The organism is Kribbella sp. NPDC049584 (assembly GCF_040675555.1).
Taxonomy (GTDB): Bacteria; Actinomycetota; Actinomycetes; order Propionibacteriales; family Kribbellaceae; genus Kribbella.
The window spans coordinates 578,280-599,028 of record NZ_JBFAPF010000001.1; the positions used below are offsets into that span (position 1 = coordinate 578,280).

Genomic DNA, 20,749 nt, shown 5'->3' on the forward strand with positions numbered 1-20,749 from the left:
GCCTCAGGATTTCAGGCGGACGGTGAAGATCGGTAGCAGGAAGTGGACGAGCGGGCCGATCGCGAGGGCGTACACGACGGTGCCGACGCCGATCGATCCGCCGAGGAGGAAGCCTGTCGCGAGGACGGTGAGCTCGATCGACGTACGGACGAGCCGGACGCTCAGGCCGGTACGACGTACCAGCCCCGTCATCAGCCCGTCGCGCGGACCGGGGCCGAACTGCGCGCCGATGTAGAGCGCGCCGGCGAGCGCGTTGACGACGACACCAGCCAGCATGAAGACGATCCGGAGCCAGAGCGCGTCCGGGCGGTCGACCGTGGCCAGGGTGAGGTCGGTGACCAGGCCGATCACGATCGCGTTGCTGATCGTGCCGAGGCCGGGCCACTGCCGCAGCGGGACCCAGGCCAGCAGTACGACGAAGCTGACCGCGATCACCACGGTGCCGAAGCTGAACGGGAAATGCCTCGTGATGCCGGAGTGGAACACGTCCCACGGGTCCAGGCCGAGGTTGCCCTGGATCATCAGACCCATCGAGGCGCCGTACAGCGTCAGTCCGACGTACAGCTGGACCAGGCGTCGCGGCAGGTGGCCTGCCTTCAGCTGCTGGATCGGATTGATGGGCGCGAGCTGACGCGGCGGGGCATCGGGAGTGGCAGTCACGTTCTCCAGTGTCGGCGCTAAGTGGCCTGGTATTCGATAGCCAATTGCGTCATAGTGGACTGCATGAAGGGACAGTATCTCCCGGCCAGCACCCTCGTCGGCCTGCTCGGCGCCTGGGCCGACGGCACCGGTCCGGCGTACTGGCTGCTCGCCGAACGGCTCCGCTTGCTGATCGCAGACGGCCGGATCACGCCCGGATCGCGGCTGCCGAGCGAGCGCGAGCTGACCGAGAGTCTCGGCGTGAGCAGGACGACGGTCGCATCGGCGTATCGGGAACTGCGCGACCGCGGGTACGTGATCAGCCGCCGCGGTTCGGGCAGCGTCACTGCTCTCCCGGGCCGGATCCAACCGTCACTCAGCCGGCATCACGCGCCGACGTTCGAGACCGACGGACACTACGACTTCACCGCCGCCGCCCCCGCCGCCATCCCGGGGATCAGCGCGGCGGTCGCGTCGGCCATGGACGACCTCCCGGCGCAGCTCGCCACCCCTGGCTATCACCCACAGGGCTTGCCGGAGCTGCGCGCGGAGGTCGCGGCCGTGTACGCCGAACGCGGGCTGCCGACTTCGCCCGACCAGATCATCATTACCGCCGGCGCACTGGCCGCGACGTCGATCGCGATCCGTGCGATGACGCAGATCGGCGACCGGGTGCTGACCGAGAGCCCCACGCACCCCAACTCCGTCGACGCGATCCGGCACAGCGGATGCCGGATCGTCGCCACCCCGATGGGTCCGGACGGCTGGGACCTTCCGTTGCTGGAGGCAACCATCAGGCAGACCGCGCCGCGGGCCGCGTGGATGGTTGTGGATTTCCAGAACCCGACCGGGTGGTTGATGCCGGCAACGGACCGCAAGCAGCTGGCCGCCGCGTTCGCGCGCAGCCGGACGACGGTGATCGTCGACGAGACGCTGTACGGCTTGTCGCTCGACGGACAGGAGATGCCGCCACCGTTCGCGTCGTACAACCCCGACGGCGTGATCACGGTCGGTTCGGCGAGCAAGCTGTTCTGGGGCGGACTGCGGATCGGCTGGATGCGGGTGCCCCAGGCGCTGGTCGCCCAGGTGCTCGACGCCCGCGCGTCGCTGGATCTCGGCGCACCCGTGCTCGAGCAACTAGTTGCAGCGCAACTACTCCGGGAGCCGGAACCGTTGCTACCCGACCGGCGGTTGACGATCGCCCGGCAGCGCGACGCCTTGGCCCAGGTCGTGTCCGAAGAGCTGCCATCGTGGCGATTCCGGCTCCCGGGCGGCGGGCTCTCGTTGTGGTGCGAGCTGCCGGAGCCCGTCGGGTCGAGCCTGGTCGGCCTGGCCGAGCGGAACGGCGTACTGCTGGTGGCCGGCGCGCGGTTCTCCCCCGACGGCGGCCTGGAGTCGTTCATCCGGTTGCCATACACGCTGCCCGTGGATGCGCTGCGTGACGGAGTACGCCGACTTGCGGCGTCGTACGCCGCTCTCACCAGCGGCATGCCCCATGCCCGGCGCTCGGCCGCGATGATCGCGTGACGTCATCGCGCCGTAAGGGGTGCGGGGAAGGTTCGCCTTACAGCGGGCGTTGACAGACTATGAGAGTCACTCTGCGAGAGGCGTGAGAATGTCGTTCTTCACCCGCAACACCGCCATGGTCGAGCCGTCGGCCGCCCTGCCCGGGCGGGAGACCCCCGGATTCGCCGTACCGGACGAGAACATCGTCCTGCACACGCCGCAGACCGCCGCCGCGCCCGAGGGGTTCGAGGAGGTCTGGTTCGGCACCGGATGCTTCTGGGGCACCGAGGAGATCTTCTGGCAGCAGCCCGGCGTGTACACCACGGCCGTGGGCTACGCGGGCGGTTACACCCCCAACCCTACGTACGAAGAGGTCTGCACCGGCCGCACCGGCCAGACCGAGGCCGTCCGTGTCGTGTACGACCCCACCAAGACCACCTTCACGGATCTGCTGAAGGTCTTCTGGGAGACCCACGACCCGACACAGGGCATGCGCCAGGGCAATGACCTCGGTTCGCAGTACCGCTCGGCGATCTACTACACCACCGACGCCCAGCGCGCCGAGGCCGAGCGCACCCGCGACCTGTACGCCCCCGTCATCAAGCCCCTCGGCTACGGCGACATCACCACCGAAATCGCCCCCGCCACCACCTTCTACTACGCCGAGGGCTACCACCAGCAGTACCTCTACAAGAACCCCAACGGCTACCGCTGCCACAGCAACACTGGCGCGAAGTTCCCGGGCTGATCACTTGGCTGAAGAGGGCACCACCGCGGCGGTGGTGCCCTCTCAGCTCCCCACCCGCCAATCGCGGGAAGGTAGTATCCCCGGCGACGTCAGGGCAAATGGGTCGAAAGCATGTTCGGCATGGTGCAGAATGACATTTTGCCGGGAACTGGAGGTGTGCGCATTGATCAGCCGCGAGGAGTTCCTCGTGCAAGCCGACGCGTTCGACCTGAACGAATCCGACGTGCAGCGTGACTACGCGTTCGGCTGGCTCATCAGCGGCCTGTTCACGCAGTCGTCACTGCGGGAGACGACGGTTCTGAAGGGTGGCAACGCGCTCCGCAAGGGCTATCTGCCGATGACGCGATTTTCCGATGATCTCGACTTCTCCAGCCCGCACGTACTCGACCCTGACGCTGTGCTTTCCGAGTTGAACCTCGTCTGTGATTATGCTCGCGCCGAGGCTGGAATCGACTTCGACATCGACCGCAACAGACTCGCGGGAGAACAACAAGTCGACTCGTCGAGGCACGTCTACAAGTACCGGTTGTACTTCAAGGATCTCATCGGCGGTCAGGACCATGTCCGCGTCTCGGTGCGGGTCGACATGACCGAATTTGACCGACTGCAGTTGCCGGTGCAGGAACGACGCCTCATCCATCCGTACTCTGACGCTGATGCCTGCTCCGCAGTACTGAGGTGCGTATCGCTGGAGGAAGCGCTCGCCGACAAGATGAAGTGTCTCCTCCAACGCCGCTACTGCTACGACCTGTTCGACCTCATCTACGGCGCATTCATCAGCCAGGATGTCAGCGTAGATAGGAGCGAGGTGATGAAGGTCTTCTTGCGCAAGACCCTTTTCGGTCGCAGCCCGGCTGCCGCCCGTTCCTTGTTGCTCGGTCTGCCGCTCGACCTCTTTCGAGGCTATTGGCATAAGGTTCTCGTCCCCGCCGCCACCCGACTGTCATTCGATTCGGCAGTCGAAACGCTTCGTTCTGGCATCGCTGAAATGTTCTTGCCGTACGAGAACTATCGCGGTGGCGAGTTCGCCTTCTACCCATCGCATTTACGGAATCTCATCCTTGATGCCGGAGCGCGGCGAATGCTGATGGCGCTGACTTACCACGGCGTCCGCAGGGTCGTCGAGCCGTACTCACTAGTCTTTAAGACGCGCAAGAGCGACGGCGTCGGCCAGGAGTACTTCTTCGTGTACGACCGCACGGGCGGACGTTCTCGGCCAAGCATCAAGACGTTGTTTCACCACCAGATCGAGGATCTGGAGGTTCTCGACGAGCGGTTCGAACCTCGCTACGAGGTCACCTTGGCGAAAGCCGGCGACGCCAGTCAGACAGGGGTTTTCACGGGCAACCGTGGACGCCGGTCGATACAACGGGCATCCCAAACCTGAGACCCGGACGGCGTCTACGCGGCCGAGCTGATAGCAACGGAACCAACTGCGCCATTCCGCCGGATCGGGGAGGAGGTTAGGTCGCCGCGGCGCGTCGTCGCGAACCCCGCGCTCGCGCAGGCTGCAGTGTTCTATCGCTGGAACAGCACCGATACCACCAGCAGTACCTCCACAATAACTCGAACGGTACCGCTGCTACGCAGCACCGGCGCGAAGTTCCCGCCTGAGCGCGACGCCCCTGGACTCTCTGAGTTCGGGGGCATCGTGCGTATTTGGCGGTCAGGTGTTTAGGGCACTCCCGATCCGTTCCGGCGCCTCGGTCGAGTCGGGTGCAATGGGCCGGGCGCGCCGGCGCGCGAGGACCAGGACGACGGCTCCGGGCAGCGTGGCGACCAGCGCGAGTACGCCGTACACCACCGCGACGGTGACGCCCAGCGCGGCGCCGAGGCCGAGTGAGCTGAACGCCCACGCGGCCGCGCCCTCGCGTGGGCCCCAGCCTGCGATGTTGGTCGGTACGGCGGAGGCCGTCAGCACAACCAGTGCCAGAGGCAACAATCGAGCCGGGGACACGTCGGTCCCGGTCGCCTGTACGGCGATCAGGAACACAGCCGCGTGGCCGAGCACGGCGACGACGGAGGCGAGCACGATGCCCGGCCAGGCGCGCGGTGCGAGGATCGCGTTGCGGAGGTCGCTCGTAAAGGCGCGTCCGATCCGCGAGGAGAGGCGACGTCGGTTCAGGCACAGGAGTACGACGATCAGCGCCACACCGGCGACGACAACGGCCGTCACGGCGACTGAGGGGACAAAGGTGCCCGCGGGCAGTAGAAACAGCACGCCGACCGTCAGCACGACCTGCACCGCAAATCCCGACGCCCGCTCCCACGCGACGGCCCGGAGGCTCCTACCCAGGTCGCCGGCCTCACGCCCGTGGCGTACGGCGCGGTGTACGTCGCCGACCACCCCGCCAGGCAGCGTGGCGTTGAGGAACTGGGACCGGTAGTACGCAGCTACCGCGGTCCACAGCGGCAGCTCAACGCCGAGTCCGCGGGCGACGAGCCTCCACCTCCATGCACAGCACAGCGTGGTCAGCGACGTGATCGCGAACGCTGCGGCGATCGGCCAGCCGGTCGTCAGCCGGAGCCCGTCCACCAGCGGGCCCGTGCCGACCCGCCACACAAGAACGGCGAGGATCGCGGCGCCGCCCGCCAAGCGCGCCCAGGTCCAGATGCTTCGGCTGATGGCGGTTCCGATCTCGTAGTTGGGTCTCGTACCACTAACACGGCTGTCACCTCCCGCTGGTTCACCCCGCGACGTCGGCCAGCACGGCCGACAACTCGCCTGAGGTCTGTGCCCAGTCGGACAGTGTCAGGCGCCGCGATCTGGCCGCCGCGCGCAGCCGGGCGCGCTCCAGTGGGTCACCCAGCCACCGACGCAGCGCCTGCGCGAGAGCGTGTGGGTCGCGCGGCGCAACCAGCAGGCCCGGCCGGCTGCCGTCGGACGCGTGGCCGAGAGCCTCCGGTACGCCGCCGACCTCTGTAGCCACGACCGGCAGCCCGCGGGCCAGTGCCTCGGTGACGACCATGCCGTAGGTCTCGAACTGGGAGGCCAGCACCAATGCGTCCGCCTCTGCGTAGGCACTCTCGAGTTCGGCACCCGTGAGCGGGCCGGCGAAGCACACCCGGTCGGCCAGACGCCGGTCCTTGGCCTGCCGGCGCAGTCCGTCGACAAACTCCAGATCAAGTTCCAGCGAGCTAACGAAGACGCACCGCCACGCCGGATCGTCCACCATGGCCAGCGCCTCGAGCAGGACGTCGGGCCCTTTGGCCGGCGTGATCGCTCCGACGCAAAGCAGCCGCCCGCCGGACACCGAACCCGCTGCCACCTCGGCCATGTCAGCCCCGGGGCGTACGACGTACACCTGATCCCTGGGCAGGTCGTAATGGTCGAGCAGCCACCGCTGGGTCCATTCACTGGTGGCCACAATCGCGGATGCCGCCGACAGCGCCGCCACCTCGCGCGCGTCGTCCCGCGGCATGTGCAGGAGTACGACGAGCCGCAGGCGGTCGGCCTCGGGCTCCAGCACCTCCGGGATCACGGACGCCAGCAGGCCATCGACCAACACCACTCCGCCATCCGGGACCTGGGCCAGCGCCGCTGCCGCGGCAAAGCGGGCCGCCGCGTCAGGACGGGGCCACTGGCCAGCCACGGCGTGCTCGTGAACCGACCAGCCGAGTGCCATGAGCCCGCGACAGACCCGGCGGTCGTAGACGTTGCCGCCGCTCGGCCGCAGCGGATCGTCGATCCCATCCGGGACCAGGACGTGCACCTGCCTCACAACGGCCCCTCGTTGACCGCCTGAGGTTCGCCGAGCGCGCGTACTTCGGCCGGCACCGCAGCCTCCTTCGCCCGCTCCGATGAACCGGTGCGACGCTGTTCTCGTATGAGTCTCGTACGCCTAGATACGGAGGCATTGTGCGCCTGGTTCAGGGTCGAGTGCGCAGCCGCATCCTGACCGGCCCGCTCGCCGGCTTCGCTGGTCTGCTCGTACTCCTCGGCGTGCTCGCAGCAGTCAGCGGCCTCGACGTCGCCGGCTGGGTGACCGGCGTCGTCTCCGGAGCCGGCCTTGCCACGCTGCTCGCCCGCGCGATGGCGCATCACCGTCGTGACGGGCTGGGGCCCGCGGACAGAGTGACACTGGCCCGCGCGGTCCTCGCCTGCGGGGTCGCGGCGCTCACGGCGTACTCCTTTGTCGGGCAGGCGCCGGTGGCGATCCTCGTGACGCTCTCGACGATCGCGCTGGTCCTCGATGGGGTGGACGGCCAGATCGCTCGGCGTACCGGCACCGCTTCGGCGTTCGGCGCACGTTTCGACATGGAAGTCGACGCGTTCCTGATCCTGGTTCTGAGCGTGTACGTCGGCCGTACGGCGGGTTGGTGGGTGCTTGCGATCGGTGCGGCTCGCTACCTGTTCGTGGCCGCCAGTTGGGCATTGCCGTGGCTGCGCGGCTCGCTCCGGCCTCGCTACTGGGCCAAGGTCGTCGCGGCGATCCAGGGCATCGCCCTCACCGTCGCCGCGGCCGGCATCTTGCCCGACGCCGTGACCACAGTGGTGCTGCTGATCGCGCTGGGACTGCTGGCCGAGTCGTTCGGCCGTCAGATCTGGGGGCTGTGGCGCCAGGCCGGAAGCCCGCGCGGCACTCGTGCCACCCTGGCGTCGGCGGTCGCGGTGCTCCTGCTCTGGGCCGCGCTCGTCGTGCCGGACCACACCGGCAGTCTGTCGCCGGCTGCCTTCCTCCGGATCCCGCTCGAGGGCCTGGTGTTCGTCCTTCTCGTCTGCGTACTGCCGTCGAGACTCGCCCGCGTCCTCGCGCTGATCGACGGGCTGCTCGTCGGGGTGCTGCTGGTTCTGAGGCTGCTCGACAGAGGCTTCTACTTGGCTTTCGACCGCGCCTTCCACCCCGTGTACGACGCGGCGTACGTCGGCTCCGCGCTGGGCCTGCTCAGCGACTCGATCGGCCGAGTCGGCGCCATCGCAGTGTTCGTCGTGGCCGGACTCCTCGGTGTGGGACTGCTTGCCCTGCTGCCGCTGTCGGCACTGCGGGTGACCCGGCTGGTGGCGAGACACCGGCGGCCGACGCTCCGGATCGTCGCCGTACTAGCCGTGATCTCGATCGTGCCCGTGCTGACCGGCGTCGGGCCGGAGCCCGTGCGACCTGCCTCGGCCTCCGCGGCGCGGCTGGCCACGCAGGTCCGCGAGGACCTCCGCGACCAGCGGGAGTTCGTACAGGCGCTCAAGCAGGATCCCTTCCGTGACACCCCGGGCAACGACCTGCTCACCGGCCTCAAAGGCAAGGACGTGCTCCTGGTCTTCGTCGAGAGCTATGGACGCACGGCGCTCGACTCTCCTGTCGTCGGGTCGGCGCTCGAGGCCGGCGACCGGCGGCTGCAGCAGGCCGGTTTCTCCTCACGCAGCGGCTTCCTCACCTCGCCGACCTTCGGCGGCATCAGCTGGCTGGCGCACTCCACCCTGCAGTCCGGGCTGTGGGTGAACAACCAGCAGCGGTACGACCACCTCGTCACCCTTGACCGCTTCACCCTCGCCGGCGCGTTCGGCCGGGCCGGCTGGCGGACGGTGGCCGACGTACCGTCCAACAACGAGGACTGGCCGGTGGCGAAGAGCTACTACCACTACGACATGGTTTACGACCGGCGGAACGTCGGGTACGCCGGGCCGGCGTTCAGCTATGCCTCGATGCCTGACCAGTACACCCTGGCCGCATTCCAGCGGCTGGAGCTGGACAAGCCGAACCGCGCTCCCGTCATGGCCGAGCTCGACCTGGTTTCCAGCCACACGCCCTGGGCGCCGCTCCCCCGGATGGTCGACTGGAGCCAGCTGGGTGACGGCTCGGTCTTCGACCCGATGCCGGCCGAGGGCGATTCTCCTGAAGACGTCTGGCGCCAGCCGGACCGTGTGAAGGCCGCCTACGCACAGTCCATCGCCTACTCGCTCGACGCGCTGACCTCGTTCGTACAGCAACTCCACGACCGCAACCTGGTGCTCGTCGTCCTCGGCGACCATCAGCCGGCCAGCATCGTGTCGGGCAACGGGGCGAGTCACGACGTACCGATCAGCATCATCGCCGCCGACCCAGCCATAACGGATCGCACGACAGCTTGGGGCTGGCAACCCGGCCTACGCCCGGCCTCCAACGGACCGGTCGCGCCGATGGACACCTTCCGCGACCGCTTCCTCACCGCGTACAGCCACTAGACCCTTCTCATTGCACATAGTGGCAATTTGTGCGCGTTTGTCCGGAGGTGCCGCTATCGTCTGCTGTTCGGGGTTGGCGAACGTGGAGGGGCTGGGGCGGATGAAGGTACGGCGGCTTGGGCTGGTGCTGGCGAGCGTCGGGGCGTTGGTGACGGCTGCGTTGCCGGGGCAGGCGAGCGCTGGGACTCGGGCCCTCCCCAGTTCAGTGCCGTGCATCAACCGGTTCCTCTGGACCGACAGCGCGAACGCCGTGCAGGAGGCTGATGTCCTCGCAGCGAAGCCGCCGCGGATGCTCGTCGGCGTCTACCAGCTCGCGCAGTTCGTGCCGGTCCGGGCGATGACGACCTGGTACATGTCCATCACCCGTCAGGGCGAGCAGTACTCCTACGGGCTGCTGTTGCAGGGCGGAAACCTGTACCGCCACTCGACCATCACCCCGGCGAACAGCCGGGCCCGGGTGACCGCGACCAAGCTCGGGGGCGGATGGACGAGCTTCAAGTCGATCGCCACGTCGAACTACAACGACCCGGGGAATGTCCCGCACACCTTCCTCTACGGACTCAACACCAATGGCAGCCTCTACCGGTACGCGGCGAGCGGCACCGGCTACCGGGCGTACGGCTCGTTCGCCGGGTTCAAGAGCTTCAAGGCGATGGCGATGATCAGCCAGCGGCCGACGTACGACACGCTGCTGATGACGACCACCGCGGGGGCGCTCTACACGATCCACATCCCGACCGCCGCCAAGACGAAGCCGGTCGTCAAGCTGATCCGCAAGTCCGGCTGGTCCTCGTTCGAGTCGCTGCTGATCGAGCACTGCGGCAACAACGACGGGTCCGTTGTGATCGGCATCGACCACAACACCGACTCCGGCTACCAGTACGCGTTCAGCAAGGCGAACGGCACGGCTACCGCGATCACGTCGTACGGCAAGATCCCCGTCACCTTCACCGGCACGGTCTACGCCTCCCGCACCAGCGCCTGGCTGTACGGCGAGTAGCCGGGCGTTACTTGGAGGTGAGTTGCTGGGCCAGGTATTGCTGGGGGCCGATGCGGTTGATGGCGTCGAGTTGGCTTTCGAACCAGTCGACGTGGTTCTCCTCGTCGCGGACCATTTCCTCGAAGACTGCCGCGGAGCCGTGGTCGCCGAGGTCGTGGCACTCCTTCGCGGCGGCGTTGAACTGGGCGACCGCGGCGAGCTCGCCTTCCAGACCGAGGCAGAGCATCTCCTGGGCGTCCTCGCCGACGGCGATCGCTCCGAGCTTCTGAAGGTTCGGGTGGCCGTCGAACAGCAGGATGCGGCTGATCAGTGCGTCGGCGTCCTTCATCTCGTCGATGGACAGGTCGTAGAACGCCTTGCCCAGCCGGCCGAAGCCCCAGTTGTCGAGCATCCTGGCTTCCAGGAAGTACCCGTTGATCACCGTCAGTTCGAGCGTCAGCGCCTCGTTGAGCAGCACCACGACGCGTGGATCAACCGGTTGCACTTGCCACCTCCGTGAGCGAGTGTGCCGCGACAGGCCTCCCATGCTGGCACAACAACCGCTTCACGGAGAACACACACCCACCGCAATTCCGCCCCGCCCCCGTCGCCCCACACACCTGCGCAAGCGTCCGAGCGCCGTCGTCAATGCTCCGACGGACGTCCCGGTCACTGACGACCTCACAGTGGCAGACGATCACAGAGGAAAGGCTACCCTAACTACACGCGACTAGGCACGGTCGCGTCCGTCACATATCAGCTAGCGGACACCGGTCCAGATGACTCGGTTGCTGAAGGTCCCGCGCTCGGCGGCCTTGGTGGCGCGAGTTGCTTCGAGGTCTTCCTTGGTCGTGCCCAGGTCAGCTGCCAAGGCATAGACAACCTCAAGAATGTCCGCAAGCTCCTCGACGGCAGTCGCTCTATCGGCAGCAAGGAACTCGTCGACCTCCTCCATCAGCTTCCCCCACAGCCGCCGTCGGTACTCCGCAGCCCCGGCCCGGTAGGTGATCGGCTCAGCACCACTCGCGCTGATGATCTCCGGGATGCGATCCCTCACGAGCTTGCCGTCAACGTCCACCTGCTCCTCCGTCCACCCGGGGCGACCGACGCCCAACCCTAGGTCAGCGCAATGGGCAAGCCTGTCCAGCGGAGTTGAGCGGTGAGATGTCGCATGTCGTGTACATGAGGACGGAGACGACGGGCGACCAGGCGTGTTTCGACGTACGGTGAGCGCTGCGTTGCAGTGGTTCAGACTGAGCCACCGCCAGCACGGTGCGTGCATGGCATGTCGTACGAGCCAGCCGACCAGAGTTCCGTACGTCCCCGTCCGCCTCGCGTCGGCCAACGACTACAGCCGGCTCCCGGATGACAAGCCGGGTATCTCGGGCGCGCTCGTGGTCGCCGATCCGGTCGCCACCGGCGCGGTGCGGATCAATCCGCGCAACGGGTACCCGGAGTACGTCGAACACGGCCGGCTGGCGTTGTACAACGACGTGACGACCGAGGAGTACACCGTCCCGCCGGCGTTGCAGGACCGGATGATCCTGGAGGCTGACGCGGCGACTCCGCACAACAAGTTCGTCGTACACACTCTGCCGTCCAGTCACTCCTCGTTCGCCTCGATGCCCGACCGGCTAGTGAGCACGTTGCTCCAGGGCTGATGTGAGGGGCGCCTCCCGCGGGAGGCGCCCCCGCATGTGTCAGCCGGCGCGGTAGAGGGAGCCGCCGCCGGAGATGGCGATGCTGGTGGCTTTGCCGCCGACGTTGAGGTTGACGATGAACGTCGTACCGGACTGGCGGACGCTGTAGGTGACCGAGCCGGTGGAGCGGACCGGGACGACGAACGACAGGATCGACGCGGTCTTACCGGAGCGGGCCAGCATGAGGGTCGGCGCGGACTTGCGGACGAAGCTGCTCGGGTAGACCCAGCCCTGGATCGGGTTGGTCTGGGCCTGCTTGACCAGGATCGCGCCCGCCGGCAGCGCCTGCTTGAACGGGATCTGGAACAGGATCGTCTTCGTCGTGTCACGAGGTGCGGCCGCGACCGCGGTGGTCCGCGAGTACACACTGGCGCGCTGATCGGACGGCAGATGCCACAGCGTCTGGAACGCCTGGGCCGTCTTCGCCGACGCACGGTCCCACGTCACCAGCAGATCCGGGTCCTTCAGCACCAGGACCGAACGCACGCGACTGATCCCACTCCCAGGGGCATCGCTGAACACATAAGCCTCGGAATTCGTCTTCACCGAGGACGCGGTCAGCCGGGTCGTCGGATTCAGGTACGTCGACATCGGCGTCGTCATGTCACTGTGCGCGCTGGGACTCACGGCCCAGGTTCGATAAGCGCCGGCGTTGTACGCCGCATACCCGCCGTCGACGATGATGTCCCGCCCGCGCGCCGTGTACGTGATGCTCGTGTGGTCCAAGTGCCCGTGGAACGCCCGTGGCGGACCGAACCTGATGCTGTACGACGACTCGCCCGTGAACCCGCGCGTCGCGTCGGTGCCCCAGCCGGTCCGCCCGAACACGTATCCGGCCGAGTAGATCCCGACCCGCCACGGCGGCACCGCACCCTTCGTACCGAACGATCCGGCGTACTCAAGCGGTGTACCGACCCAGGGGTACGTCGACTGCACCTCGGTGTCGCCGAGCTGATGAAGCTTGCCGAGCGAATTGGTTGCCAAGGTCAAGAACTTCGCCAGCAACGCGCGCCGCGTGGAGATCGTCGTACCGGGATTGACGCCGCAGTTCTGCATCACCGCGATCGCGCGACCCCAGAGCGAATAGTTGAACGAGGCGTACCCGGTCGACTGTTCGTTGGTCGCACCCTGGGAATCGATCGATGTCGTGATGCCGGCCGCGAACCGTTGCTGTGCAAGGTTCTTGTAGTCGGTGCGGTTGAGCGTGCAGCCGACCCCGAACAGCGCGATGCTCTCGTCGGTTCCGTGGTTCCACGCGCCGCTCCAGTAGTTCGTCAAGAACCTCGCGTGACTCAGCAACGCGGTGTCCAGCCAGGCGTAGCGAGTCGGCAACGTGGTGACCTTCAGCCCGGACAGGATCGCCTGACGCAGGCAGATGAGCACGTTCGTCCGGTGCATGGTGGACTCCCATGCGCCGACGTTCGCCTTCCAGGAGTACGGGTTGTCGCGGTACCAGTCGTACGCGATCGTGTTGACCCGCGTCAGCGCGGTCAGGTTGCCCTGGCCGGCCGCAACGATTCCTTGGCCGAGCCAACGCAGCGAGTGGAACCACATGTACCAACTGGCGTTCTTGTACGGATTCGACGCCCAGTTGATGTTTCCGCCGCCGTTGCCGACCTTGTACGCCGCATAGGGTCCCCACTGGAACTTGTCGGCGTACAAGTTCGCCAGCGGGTTGGTCTTCTCGATCCCGCTGAACCCCGGGCACGCGTAGAACGGCGCCGCGAGCGACTGGACCTTGTTGTTGTTCACACCGATGTCCGTGGCCGGCGGCGCAGTCGGCGGTACGACGTTGGTTGCCCCCGGCACGAACTGCGCCTCGAGCGGATCCTCCGGCCCCGGCACGATCTGGATGCCGGGCGAGGCGCCCGGCGTACGTGTCTCGCCTGTTGCCGTTCCCGCGCCCAGCACGACAACGGCCATCGCCGCGGCCAAGCCGGCCGCTCCCCTGAATCGCATGAAGTTGTACCTCTCCCCCGCCGCCACCGGGTGCCGGTGCCGGCCCGCACTGCGGACTGGCGCACCTGACCCGCAGGTACGCCGTACCGTCGGCAAGCACGCGAGGTTCCGCGGGTCACTTGCCGAGGTTTGGTAGCTCCCCTCTACCTGCCTCGATGCACCCGCAGCACAGAATGTTTCGGTCAGCCCATGGTTTTCTGGCCGTCGATCGATTCGCGGATGATGTCGGCATGGCCGGCGTGTTGGGCGGTTTCGGCGGTGATGTGGAGGAAGACGCGGCGGACGGACCAGAAGACGCCCGGGGGCTGCCACGGGGCGGCGGGGAGTTCGTAGGACGTGTCGAGGTCGAGCGTGCGGACCAGCTCGTCGGTAACAGCGGCGACCTTCTCGTACTCCGCGAGCACGCCGGCCAGCGTCTCGCCCTCGACGAGCCGGAACTGGTTCTCCCAGGCCGCGATCACCTCGGGCGTGTACTCCGTCGGCGTCGCCTCGCCCCTGCCCTGGGCGAAGTCGGCCCAGTGCTGCTCGACCGAGGCGACATGCTTGATCAGCCCACCGACCGTCAGCGCGCTGACCGTACTGCGGGTGTTCGCCTGCTCGTCCGTGAGGCCGTGCGCGGTCTGCCGCAGGAAGTTCCGGTGCTTGTCCAGGAAGTCGAGGAGGTCTTGCCGCTCACCGCTCTGGTTCGTCGTCATACTCCGACCTTAAGGACGAAAGCGGCCAGCTACTGACCTCTACCCAAAGAAGATGTCAGCGTCCAGGATCGGTGGCACCGGCCCGTCGTCGCGAGTATCGTGACCCGAGGCTGGCTGGGGGACATCCTTTGTATACAAGGGTTTTCGAGCTGAGGGGGTCCGCACCATGGGAACGATCACTACCAGCGACGGCACCGAGATCTTCTTCAAGGACTGGGGCGAGGGACAGCCGATCGTCTTCAGCCACGGCTGGCCGTTGTCGGCCGACGACTGGGACAACCAACTGCTGTTCTTCCTCTCCAAGGGGTACCGCGTCGTCGCGCACGACCGCCGCGGACACGGCCGCTCGACGCAGACCGGCGACGGGCACGACATGGATCACTACGCCGACGACCTGAAGGCGGTCGTCGACCACCTCGACCTGCGCGACTGCATCCACGTCGGTCACTCGACCGGCGGCGGCGAGGTCGTCCACTACCTGGCCCGGCACGGCGAGGACCGGGCCGCCAAGGCAGCGCTGCTCTGCGCGGTCCCGCCGTTGATGGTGAAGACCGACGCGAACCCCGAGGGCCTGCCCAAGGAGGTCTTCGACGGTTTCCAGGCCTCGCTCGCCGCGAACCGTTCGCAGTTCTATCGCGACCTCCCGGAAGGGCCGTTCTACGGTTACAACCGGCCCGGCGCGACACCGTCCGAGGCGAACATCTCGAACTGGTGGCGGCAAGGAATGATGGGCGGGGCGAAGGCCCACTACGACGGCATCGTCGCGTTCTCCCAGACCGACTTCACCGCCGACCTGCAGCAGATCACGATCCCGGTCCTCGTGATCCACAGCGAGGACGACCAGATCGTCCCGTACGCCGACTCCGGTCCCAAGTCAGCCGCACTGCTCAAGAACGGGGTCCTCAAGACGTACAAGGACCTCCCGCACGGCCTGCCCACGACGCACGCCGACGTGGTCAACGCCGACCTGCTCGAGTTCTTCCAGTCCTAGTCCAGCAGTTCCGGGCACCACAGGCTTCGTCACGCTCCCGCGCGCCCTCCCGGCGACAGTCGCTTGACGAAAGGCTCATCCATGCATCACCACCGCACGCGAGTACTCGCGGTCCTGGTCGCAGTACTCGCCCTCGTGCTTGCCGCCGTGACGCCGGCGGCGGCATCCCATCCGAGCGGTCCCAAACCCACCATCGTCCTGGTCCACGGCGCGTGGGCCGACGGCTCCAGCTGGCAGAAGGTCACCAACAGACTCCTCGACGACGGCTACACGGTCCGCGTCCCACCGAACCCACTCCGCAACCTCACGACGGACGCGGCAACGATCCGCGACTTCCTGTCGACGCTGTCCGGCCCGATCGTGCTCGTCGGTCACTCGTACGGCGGTGCCGTGATCACCAATGCGGCGACCGGCAACTCGAACGTCAAGGCACTCGTGTACGTCGACGCCTTCGCCCCGGCAGAGAACGAAACGGTCCTCCCGCTGGCCGGCGCCGGCTCCGCGCTCGCCGTACCCGATCCGACGACAGTGTTCGACTTCGTCCCGTACCCCGGTGCGCCGGCCGGTGACGTGGACCTGTACCTCAAGCACGACACCTTCGTGAACTCGTTCGCCTCCGGGTTGTCGCGCAAGGCCGCGGAGAGGCTTTACCCGTCGCAGCGGCCGCTGACCTTCAGCGCCGGCAACGTCCCCTCCGGCCCGCCGGCCTGGGCCACGATCCGGTCCTGGTACGTCCTCGGCACCAAGGACCTGATCATCACCCCGGCGTCGCAGAACATGATGGCGACCCGGAGTCACTCGATCATCACCCGCATCCCGACCGGCCACCTCGGACTGATCTCCGACCCCGGCCCGATCACGAAGGTCATCGAAACCGCAGCACGCTCCACCCGCTGACGCACCAACCATCGAGGCCGCGACGGCTTGTGTTCGCAGGAGCGCGAGCCGTCACGGCCGGTTTCGAGGTGTTGTGCGTCCCTGGCCGTAGGTGCAAGGTCGAGACGTCCAGGCGGGTCGGGAAACGGTCCCGGACCGATGGTCGGGTCCCGGGGAGGGATCATGGGCAGACCACGTCTCATCATCGCTTCCGTCGCTGCCTTCGCAGCCGCAGTCTTCGGCGCCGCCGTCGCTGCCTACGCGGCACCGGACACCGAGGTCACGGTCGGCAGCCCACCGACGCCGTTCTCGCAGAACAAGCAGAACGAACCCGCCGTCGCGATCGACGCGCATGATCCGTCGGTGGTCGTCGCCGGGGTGAACGACGAGATCGACATGGAGTCGTGCGCGGCCGGCGACCCGAGTACGTGCCCGTTCACCGACGGCGTCGGGGTGTCCGGCGTGTACTTCTCCTTCAACGGCGGCGCGAGCTGGACGCAGCCGACGTACAGCGGATGGACCGCACGGGACTGCCTGGGCCCCGCGCCATGCACTCCGCACGTGGGGCCGATCGGCACCTTGCCGGGCTACTACGAGGCCGGGCTGGTCTCCGACGGCGATCCCGCGGTCGCGTTCGGGCCACGGCCGGCACCTGACGGCACGTTCTCGTGGGCCAACGGCTCCCGGTTGTACTACGCCAACCTCACGTCGAACTTCTCCGCGAACAGGAAGCTGGAGACGTTCCGCGGCGCGGAGGCCATCGCGGTGTCGACCACGGACGATGTCCGCGCCGCGGCAGCCAGCAGCGCTTCGGCCTGGACCGCGCCGGTCATCATCTCCAGGCAGTCCTCGACGACCTTCTCCGACAAGGAGCAGATCTACGCCGACAACGCGTCGAGCAGCCGGTTCTTCGGTCACGTGTACACCTGCTGGGCCAGCTTCCGCAGCAACAGCCACGGGCAGGCGTTCCCGACACCACTCATGGTGGCGCGATCCGCCGACGGCGGTCGTACCTGGGTCACCAAGCAGGTCGGACCGGCCACCAGCAACGGCATCAACCAGCAGCCCGACGGCTGCGTCGTACGGACCGACAGCGTGGGCAACGTGTACGTCTTCGGCGTCGGTGCGCGCGGCGGCACGAGCCTGCAGTTGATGTACAAGTCGACCGACGGTGGCGCGCACTGGGTCGGTCCGACCGCAGTGGCGCCGGTGGTCGAGCCCGGCGTGTTCGACCCGGTCGAGGGGCGTCCGGTGATGGACGGGATCGCCGGCGCGCGCGTCGACCTGGCCGGCGGGCCGAACGTCGACATCGCCAACGGCCGGCCGACAGGAGCCGGCGCGACCAACGAGATCTTCATGACCTGGTCCGACGGCCGGCTCGGACTGAACAACGAGCAGTTGATGCTGACCTGGTCCCGCAACGGTGGTACTTCGTGGGCGACTCCGGCACCGCTCGCCCTCACCACCGGCGACCGGCCGGTCTATACCGCGCCGGCGGTGTCCCCGGACGGAAGCGACCTGTACATCGTCCACAACTCCTTCACGACGCCGTACCGCAACGACACGAGCAGTCCACGCGGTCTGATCGGCGAGGTCAGGCACGCGAACGTGACGGCCGGCGTACCCTCCGGCTGGTCCACGCTGGAGCGTGCGACGGCCGGTGATCCGCGCGGGAGCAGTGCGAACGCGCTGACGTCGGAGTTCCTCGGCGACTACGTGTACGCCGCCGCGACGAACGACTACGCCGTCGCCGTCTGGAACGACTCCCGCGATGCGGCCGTCTGCCAGTCGATCAACGACTACCGCGCGTCGCTCTACACCGCCACCCCATTGCCGGCGCCGAACGTCCTCGGCACCTGCCCGCCCACCTTCGGCAACACCGACATCTTCGGAGGCACCTACCCGGATCCAACTCCGTAACACCCCGCCGGGGCGCCATCCCTGTGATGGCGCCCCACGCCTAAACCGATTGCGTCGCGATCAGCTCTCCACCAGCCTGGGCCCGTGACGGGATTGGAGATTCGACCGCTGCGGCCGGACGATCCGCCGGTGATCGCGGCGGCTATGGCTGCGTTGGGGTGGGCCAAGCCGGACAGTCAGTACCGGCGCTACCTGGCGGAGCAGGCCGCCGGAACGCGGGACGTCCTGGTCGCGACCGTCGACGGAGCGTACGTCGGGTACGTGACTGTCTGCTGGACTTCGCCGTACTTCGGGACCATCCCGGAGATCTCGGACTTCAACGTGCTGCCGTCGTACCGGCGGCGTGGGATCGGGTCGGCGTTGATGGACGCCGCCGAGGCCACGGTGGCGGAGCGGTCCCCGGTGGTCGGGATCGGCGTCGGACTGTACCCGGACTACGGGCAGGCACAGCGGATGTACGTACGGCGCGGATACCTGCCGGACGGCCGCGGCCTGATCTACGACAACCGGCAGGTCGCACCGATGGAAACGATCCGCAACGACGACAGCGCCTGCCTGATGTTCACCAAACAACTGAGGTAGCGTCTGTGGGGTGCGTGCGATCGAGTACTCGCGGACCGGTGAACCTGATGTCCTGACGCTTGTGGATCGGCCGCTGACCGATCCGGGGCCGGGAGAAGTGCGGGTGCGGATCCACCGGTCGGGTGTCAACCCGACCGACTGGAAGTCGCGCCGAGGCAATGAGGCCGGTACGCCGGTCGACCCGCCCCAGGTGCCGAACCAGGACGGCTCCGGCGAGGTTGACGCTGTCGGCCAGGGCGTGGACGTAGGCCTCGTCGGCCGCCGCGTCTGGATCTGGGAGGCCGCGTACCAGCGCCCGTCCGGAGGCACGGCCCAGGAGTACGCCGTGGTGCCGGTCCGTCATGTGGTGGAACTGCCGGACGAGGCGTCGTACGACCTCGGCGCGAGTCTCGGCGTGCCGTTCCTGACCGCGCATCGCTGCCTGACGGTGACGGAAGACGGGCCGGATCACCTCGGCCCGGGCAGGCTGGCTGGGCGGACGGTGCTGGTTGCCGGTGGCGCCGGCGCGGTCGGTAACGCCGCGATCCAGCTGGCGCGCTGGTCCGACGCGACCGTGATCACGACCGTGAGCAGCCCGGAGAAGGCCAACCTTGCCGCGCTCGCGGGCGCCGACCACGTCATCAACTACAAGCAGCAGGACGTGATCGAGGAAGTCCGCGAGATCGTGCCGCACGGGGTCAACACGATCGTCGAGGTGTCGCCCGCGGCGAACGCGGCGATCGATGCCGCGATCATCGCGATGCACGGTTCGGTCGCGATCTACGCGACCGACGGCGGCAACACGTTCGAGCTGCCGGTGCGCCCGTCGATGGTGCCGAACGCCCGCTGGCAGTTCGTCCTGCTCTACAACGCGCCCGAGTCGTGGCGCCCGCGTGCACTGGGCGATGTCGAGGCCGCGGTCCGCGCCGGCGCCGTCCGGGTCGGACCCGAGGCCGGGCTCCCGTTGCACCACTATCCGCTGGAGCAGGCCGCCGAGGCACACGCCGCCGTCGAGCAGAGCATCGTCGGCAAGGTCCTCATCGACGTACGCTGACCAGGTCCTGTCTGGATCACCAGACAGGACCTAACTGCTGCAGGGCGGCTGCGCAGCGGCACTCAGGGTTGTCGGTGCACAGCAGTGCGGCCGGGTCGGCCTGGATCAGTTGCCGCGTTGCCGCGAGTACGGCGTCCTTCGGGATCCGGCGTACGCGCGCCTGCCCGATGCGGAGCTCCTTCGTCGCAGGACGCAGTACCGGCTCGATGTCGTCGAAGTGATGGCTCTCGCCGGGGATGTTCGGGAGCTCGATCCACAGGCCGTCGGCGTTCTTCGCATAGCGGTAGAACAGCGAACGGCCGAGCTGCTGCTCGGCGAGATGGATCGTCGTGTTGGACGTGTGGGTTACGCCGAGCAGGAGTACGTCGCCGTCGAGCGCCTCGATCGGCCCGAGCGGCCGGTCGGGGCGCTGCGCCTCGAGGATCCGCTCGGCCGCGTAGCCTGCGGCCTGATATGCGAACAGCGGATGCGAGGTGCGCAGCGGTGAGCAGGTCTGCCGGAACATCTCCGGCACCCGCCCGAGCCAGCGATCGACCGGTAGATCGGAACGGAAACTGGTTGCCTCCGACAACTTCTCGTCGAACTCGGACCAGTCGGCCGCATTCCAGTAGGCATTGTCCGGTCGGACGAGCCCCGGCGGCGCCGGGATCCCGGTGAGATCCCATGTCCCACCAGGCATCAACACAGTCCCGCACACCTCGGTCAACGCCGCACAAACCGCCTCCGCCCCACCGTCGACGTACCCGAACGAACTGAGCGACGAGTGCACGATCACCTCGGACGTCCGGTCCAGCCCGAGCTGCTGCAGCCCGTCGACGAGATCTGCTGCGGTCACTGTGTGCATGCGGGAAATATCCCATGCCGGCCACCGATCTCGCCTGGCATTTACGGCCGTCCGGTGACGGTGCGTAGCTGCGGCAGGCACTCCGCGACCAGCCCGGCTGAGGCGGGATTGTGCTCCCTG

20 protein-coding genes are annotated in these 20,749 nt (G+C 67.6%); 11 read left to right on the forward strand and 9 right to left on the reverse strand.

The genetic code is table 11. The features are described from left to right. Window positions 1-3: 3 nt before the first annotated feature. Window positions 4-660 (reverse strand): hypothetical protein, encoded by a 657-nt coding sequence (locus AB0J62_RS02855; RefSeq protein WP_363863656.1) that lies wholly within the window; start codon window positions 658-660, stop codon window positions 4-6. 63 nt (window positions 661-723) lie between these two features. Here AB0J62_RS02855 and AB0J62_RS02860 point away from each other — a divergent pair, with 63 nt between their 5' ends. From AB0J62_RS02860 to AB0J62_RS02870, 3 genes are all read left to right on the forward strand, one after another. After that, window positions 724-2,166 (forward strand): PLP-dependent aminotransferase family protein, encoded by a 1,443-nt coding sequence (locus tag AB0J62_RS02860; RefSeq protein WP_363863659.1) that lies wholly within the window; start codon window positions 724-726, stop codon window positions 2,164-2,166. 88 nt (window positions 2,167-2,254) lie between these two features. Beyond that, the gene (msrA, locus tag AB0J62_RS02865) at window positions 2,255-2,893 is read left to right on the forward strand and encodes a peptide-methionine (S)-S-oxide reductase MsrA (protein ID WP_363863662.1); all 639 of its coding nucleotides are present in this window, start codon (window positions 2,255-2,257) and stop codon (window positions 2,891-2,893) included. 163 nt (window positions 2,894-3,056) lie between these two features. Further along, a complete protein-coding gene (locus AB0J62_RS02870) occupies window positions 3,057-4,280 on the forward strand; it encodes a nucleotidyl transferase AbiEii/AbiGii toxin family protein (RefSeq protein ID WP_363863665.1) in 1,224 nt (407 codons plus the stop codon). A gap of 279 nt (window positions 4,281-4,559) precedes the next feature. On the opposite strand, the gene AB0J62_RS02875 is transcribed toward AB0J62_RS02870, so the two are convergent. Both AB0J62_RS02875 and AB0J62_RS02880 read right to left on the reverse strand, forming a co-directional pair. Beyond that, a complete protein-coding gene (locus tag AB0J62_RS02875; RefSeq protein ID WP_363863668.1) occupies window positions 4,560-5,489 on the reverse strand; it encodes a lysylphosphatidylglycerol synthase transmembrane domain-containing protein in 930 nt (309 codons plus the stop codon). 91 nt (window positions 5,490-5,580) lie between these two features. Then, window positions 5,581-6,615, reverse strand: a complete 1,035-nt coding sequence (locus tag AB0J62_RS02880; protein ID WP_363863672.1) for a glycosyltransferase family 4 protein — start codon at window positions 6,613-6,615, stop codon at window positions 5,581-5,583. 137 nt (window positions 6,616-6,752) lie between these two features. Here AB0J62_RS02880 and AB0J62_RS02885 point away from each other — a divergent pair, with 137 nt between their 5' ends. Together AB0J62_RS02885 and AB0J62_RS02890 are read left to right on the forward strand one after the other, a co-directional pair. Beyond that, entirely contained in the window at window positions 6,753-9,050 is a 2,298-nt protein-coding gene (locus AB0J62_RS02885) for a CDP-alcohol phosphatidyltransferase family protein (protein ID WP_363863675.1), read from the forward strand. A gap of 82 nt (window positions 9,051-9,132) precedes the next feature. Then, complete coding sequence (locus AB0J62_RS02890; RefSeq protein ID WP_363865135.1) at window positions 9,133-10,050, forward strand: hypothetical protein; 918 nt, start codon at window positions 9,133-9,135, stop codon at window positions 10,048-10,050. Window positions 10,051-10,057: 7 nt separating this feature from the next. Here AB0J62_RS02890 and bfr read toward each other — a convergent pair whose 3' ends face one another. The 3 genes from bfr to AB0J62_RS02905 are packed head-to-tail and all read right to left on the reverse strand — an operon-like array spanning window position 10,058 to window position 11,107. Beyond that, window positions 10,058-10,534 (reverse strand): bacterioferritin, encoded by a 477-nt coding sequence (gene bfr / locus AB0J62_RS02895; RefSeq protein ID WP_363863678.1) that lies wholly within the window; start codon window positions 10,532-10,534, stop codon window positions 10,058-10,060. Beyond that, window positions 10,521-10,730, reverse strand: a complete 210-nt coding sequence (locus AB0J62_RS02900) for a (2Fe-2S)-binding protein (protein ID WP_134108188.1) — start codon at window positions 10,728-10,730, stop codon at window positions 10,521-10,523. The genes bfr and AB0J62_RS02900 overlap by 14 nt, the downstream gene beginning before the upstream one ends. A 59-nt stretch (window positions 10,731-10,789) precedes the next feature. Further along, window positions 10,790-11,107: a nucleoside triphosphate pyrophosphohydrolase gene (locus tag AB0J62_RS02905; protein WP_363863682.1), complete on the reverse strand. Its 318-nt coding sequence runs from the start codon at window positions 11,105-11,107 to the stop codon at window positions 10,790-10,792. Window positions 11,108-11,309: 202 nt separating this feature from the next. Here AB0J62_RS02905 and AB0J62_RS02910 point away from each other — a divergent pair, with 202 nt between their 5' ends. Further along, on the forward strand, window positions 11,310-11,690 hold the full coding sequence (locus AB0J62_RS02910; RefSeq protein WP_363863684.1) for a hypothetical protein: 381 nt from the start codon (window positions 11,310-11,312) through the stop codon (window positions 11,688-11,690). A gap of 39 nt (window positions 11,691-11,729) precedes the next feature. Here AB0J62_RS02910 and AB0J62_RS02915 read toward each other — a convergent pair whose 3' ends face one another. Then, window positions 11,730-13,688, reverse strand: coding sequence for a heparinase II/III family protein (locus AB0J62_RS02915; protein WP_363863686.1), 1,959 nt, complete (start codon window positions 13,686-13,688; stop codon window positions 11,730-11,732). Window positions 13,689-13,870: 182 nt separating this feature from the next. Continuing rightward, window positions 13,871-14,383: a DinB family protein gene (locus AB0J62_RS02920; RefSeq protein ID WP_363863689.1), complete on the reverse strand. Its 513-nt coding sequence runs from the start codon at window positions 14,381-14,383 to the stop codon at window positions 13,871-13,873. Between the two features lie 166 nt (window positions 14,384-14,549). Here AB0J62_RS02920 and AB0J62_RS02925 point away from each other — a divergent pair, with 166 nt between their 5' ends. The 5 genes from AB0J62_RS02925 (at window position 14,550) to AB0J62_RS02945 (ending at window position 19,785) form a co-directional block, all read left to right on the forward strand. Further along, window positions 14,550-15,374, forward strand: a complete 825-nt coding sequence (locus AB0J62_RS02925) for an alpha/beta hydrolase (RefSeq protein ID WP_363863692.1) — start codon at window positions 14,550-14,552, stop codon at window positions 15,372-15,374. An 81-nt stretch (window positions 15,375-15,455) separates the two neighbouring features. After that, entirely contained in the window at window positions 15,456-16,271 is an 816-nt protein-coding gene (locus AB0J62_RS02930) for an alpha/beta hydrolase (protein WP_363863695.1), read from the forward strand. A 162-nt stretch (window positions 16,272-16,433) separates the two neighbouring features. Then, the gene (locus AB0J62_RS02935; protein ID WP_363863698.1) at window positions 16,434-18,170 is read left to right on the forward strand and encodes a hypothetical protein; all 1,737 of its coding nucleotides are present in this window, start codon (window positions 16,434-16,436) and stop codon (window positions 18,168-18,170) included. An 84-nt stretch (window positions 18,171-18,254) separates the two neighbouring features. Next, window positions 18,255-18,752 carry a GNAT family N-acetyltransferase gene (locus AB0J62_RS02940; protein WP_363863701.1) on the forward strand — a complete coding sequence of 166 codons (498 nt, stop codon included), beginning with the start codon at window positions 18,255-18,257 and terminating at the stop codon, window positions 18,750-18,752. A 10-nt stretch (window positions 18,753-18,762) separates the two neighbouring features. After that, window positions 18,763-19,785 carry an NADPH:quinone reductase gene (locus AB0J62_RS02945; RefSeq protein ID WP_363863704.1) on the forward strand — a complete coding sequence of 341 codons (1,023 nt, stop codon included), beginning with the start codon at window positions 18,763-18,765 and terminating at the stop codon, window positions 19,783-19,785. Between the two features lie 16 nt (window positions 19,786-19,801). Here the strand turns inward: AB0J62_RS02945 and AB0J62_RS02950 are convergent, their stop codons facing one another. Next, entirely contained in the window at window positions 19,802-20,629 is an 828-nt protein-coding gene (locus AB0J62_RS02950; protein WP_363863707.1) for an AAC(3) family N-acetyltransferase, read from the reverse strand. Between the last annotated feature and the right edge of the window lie 120 nt (window positions 20,630-20,749).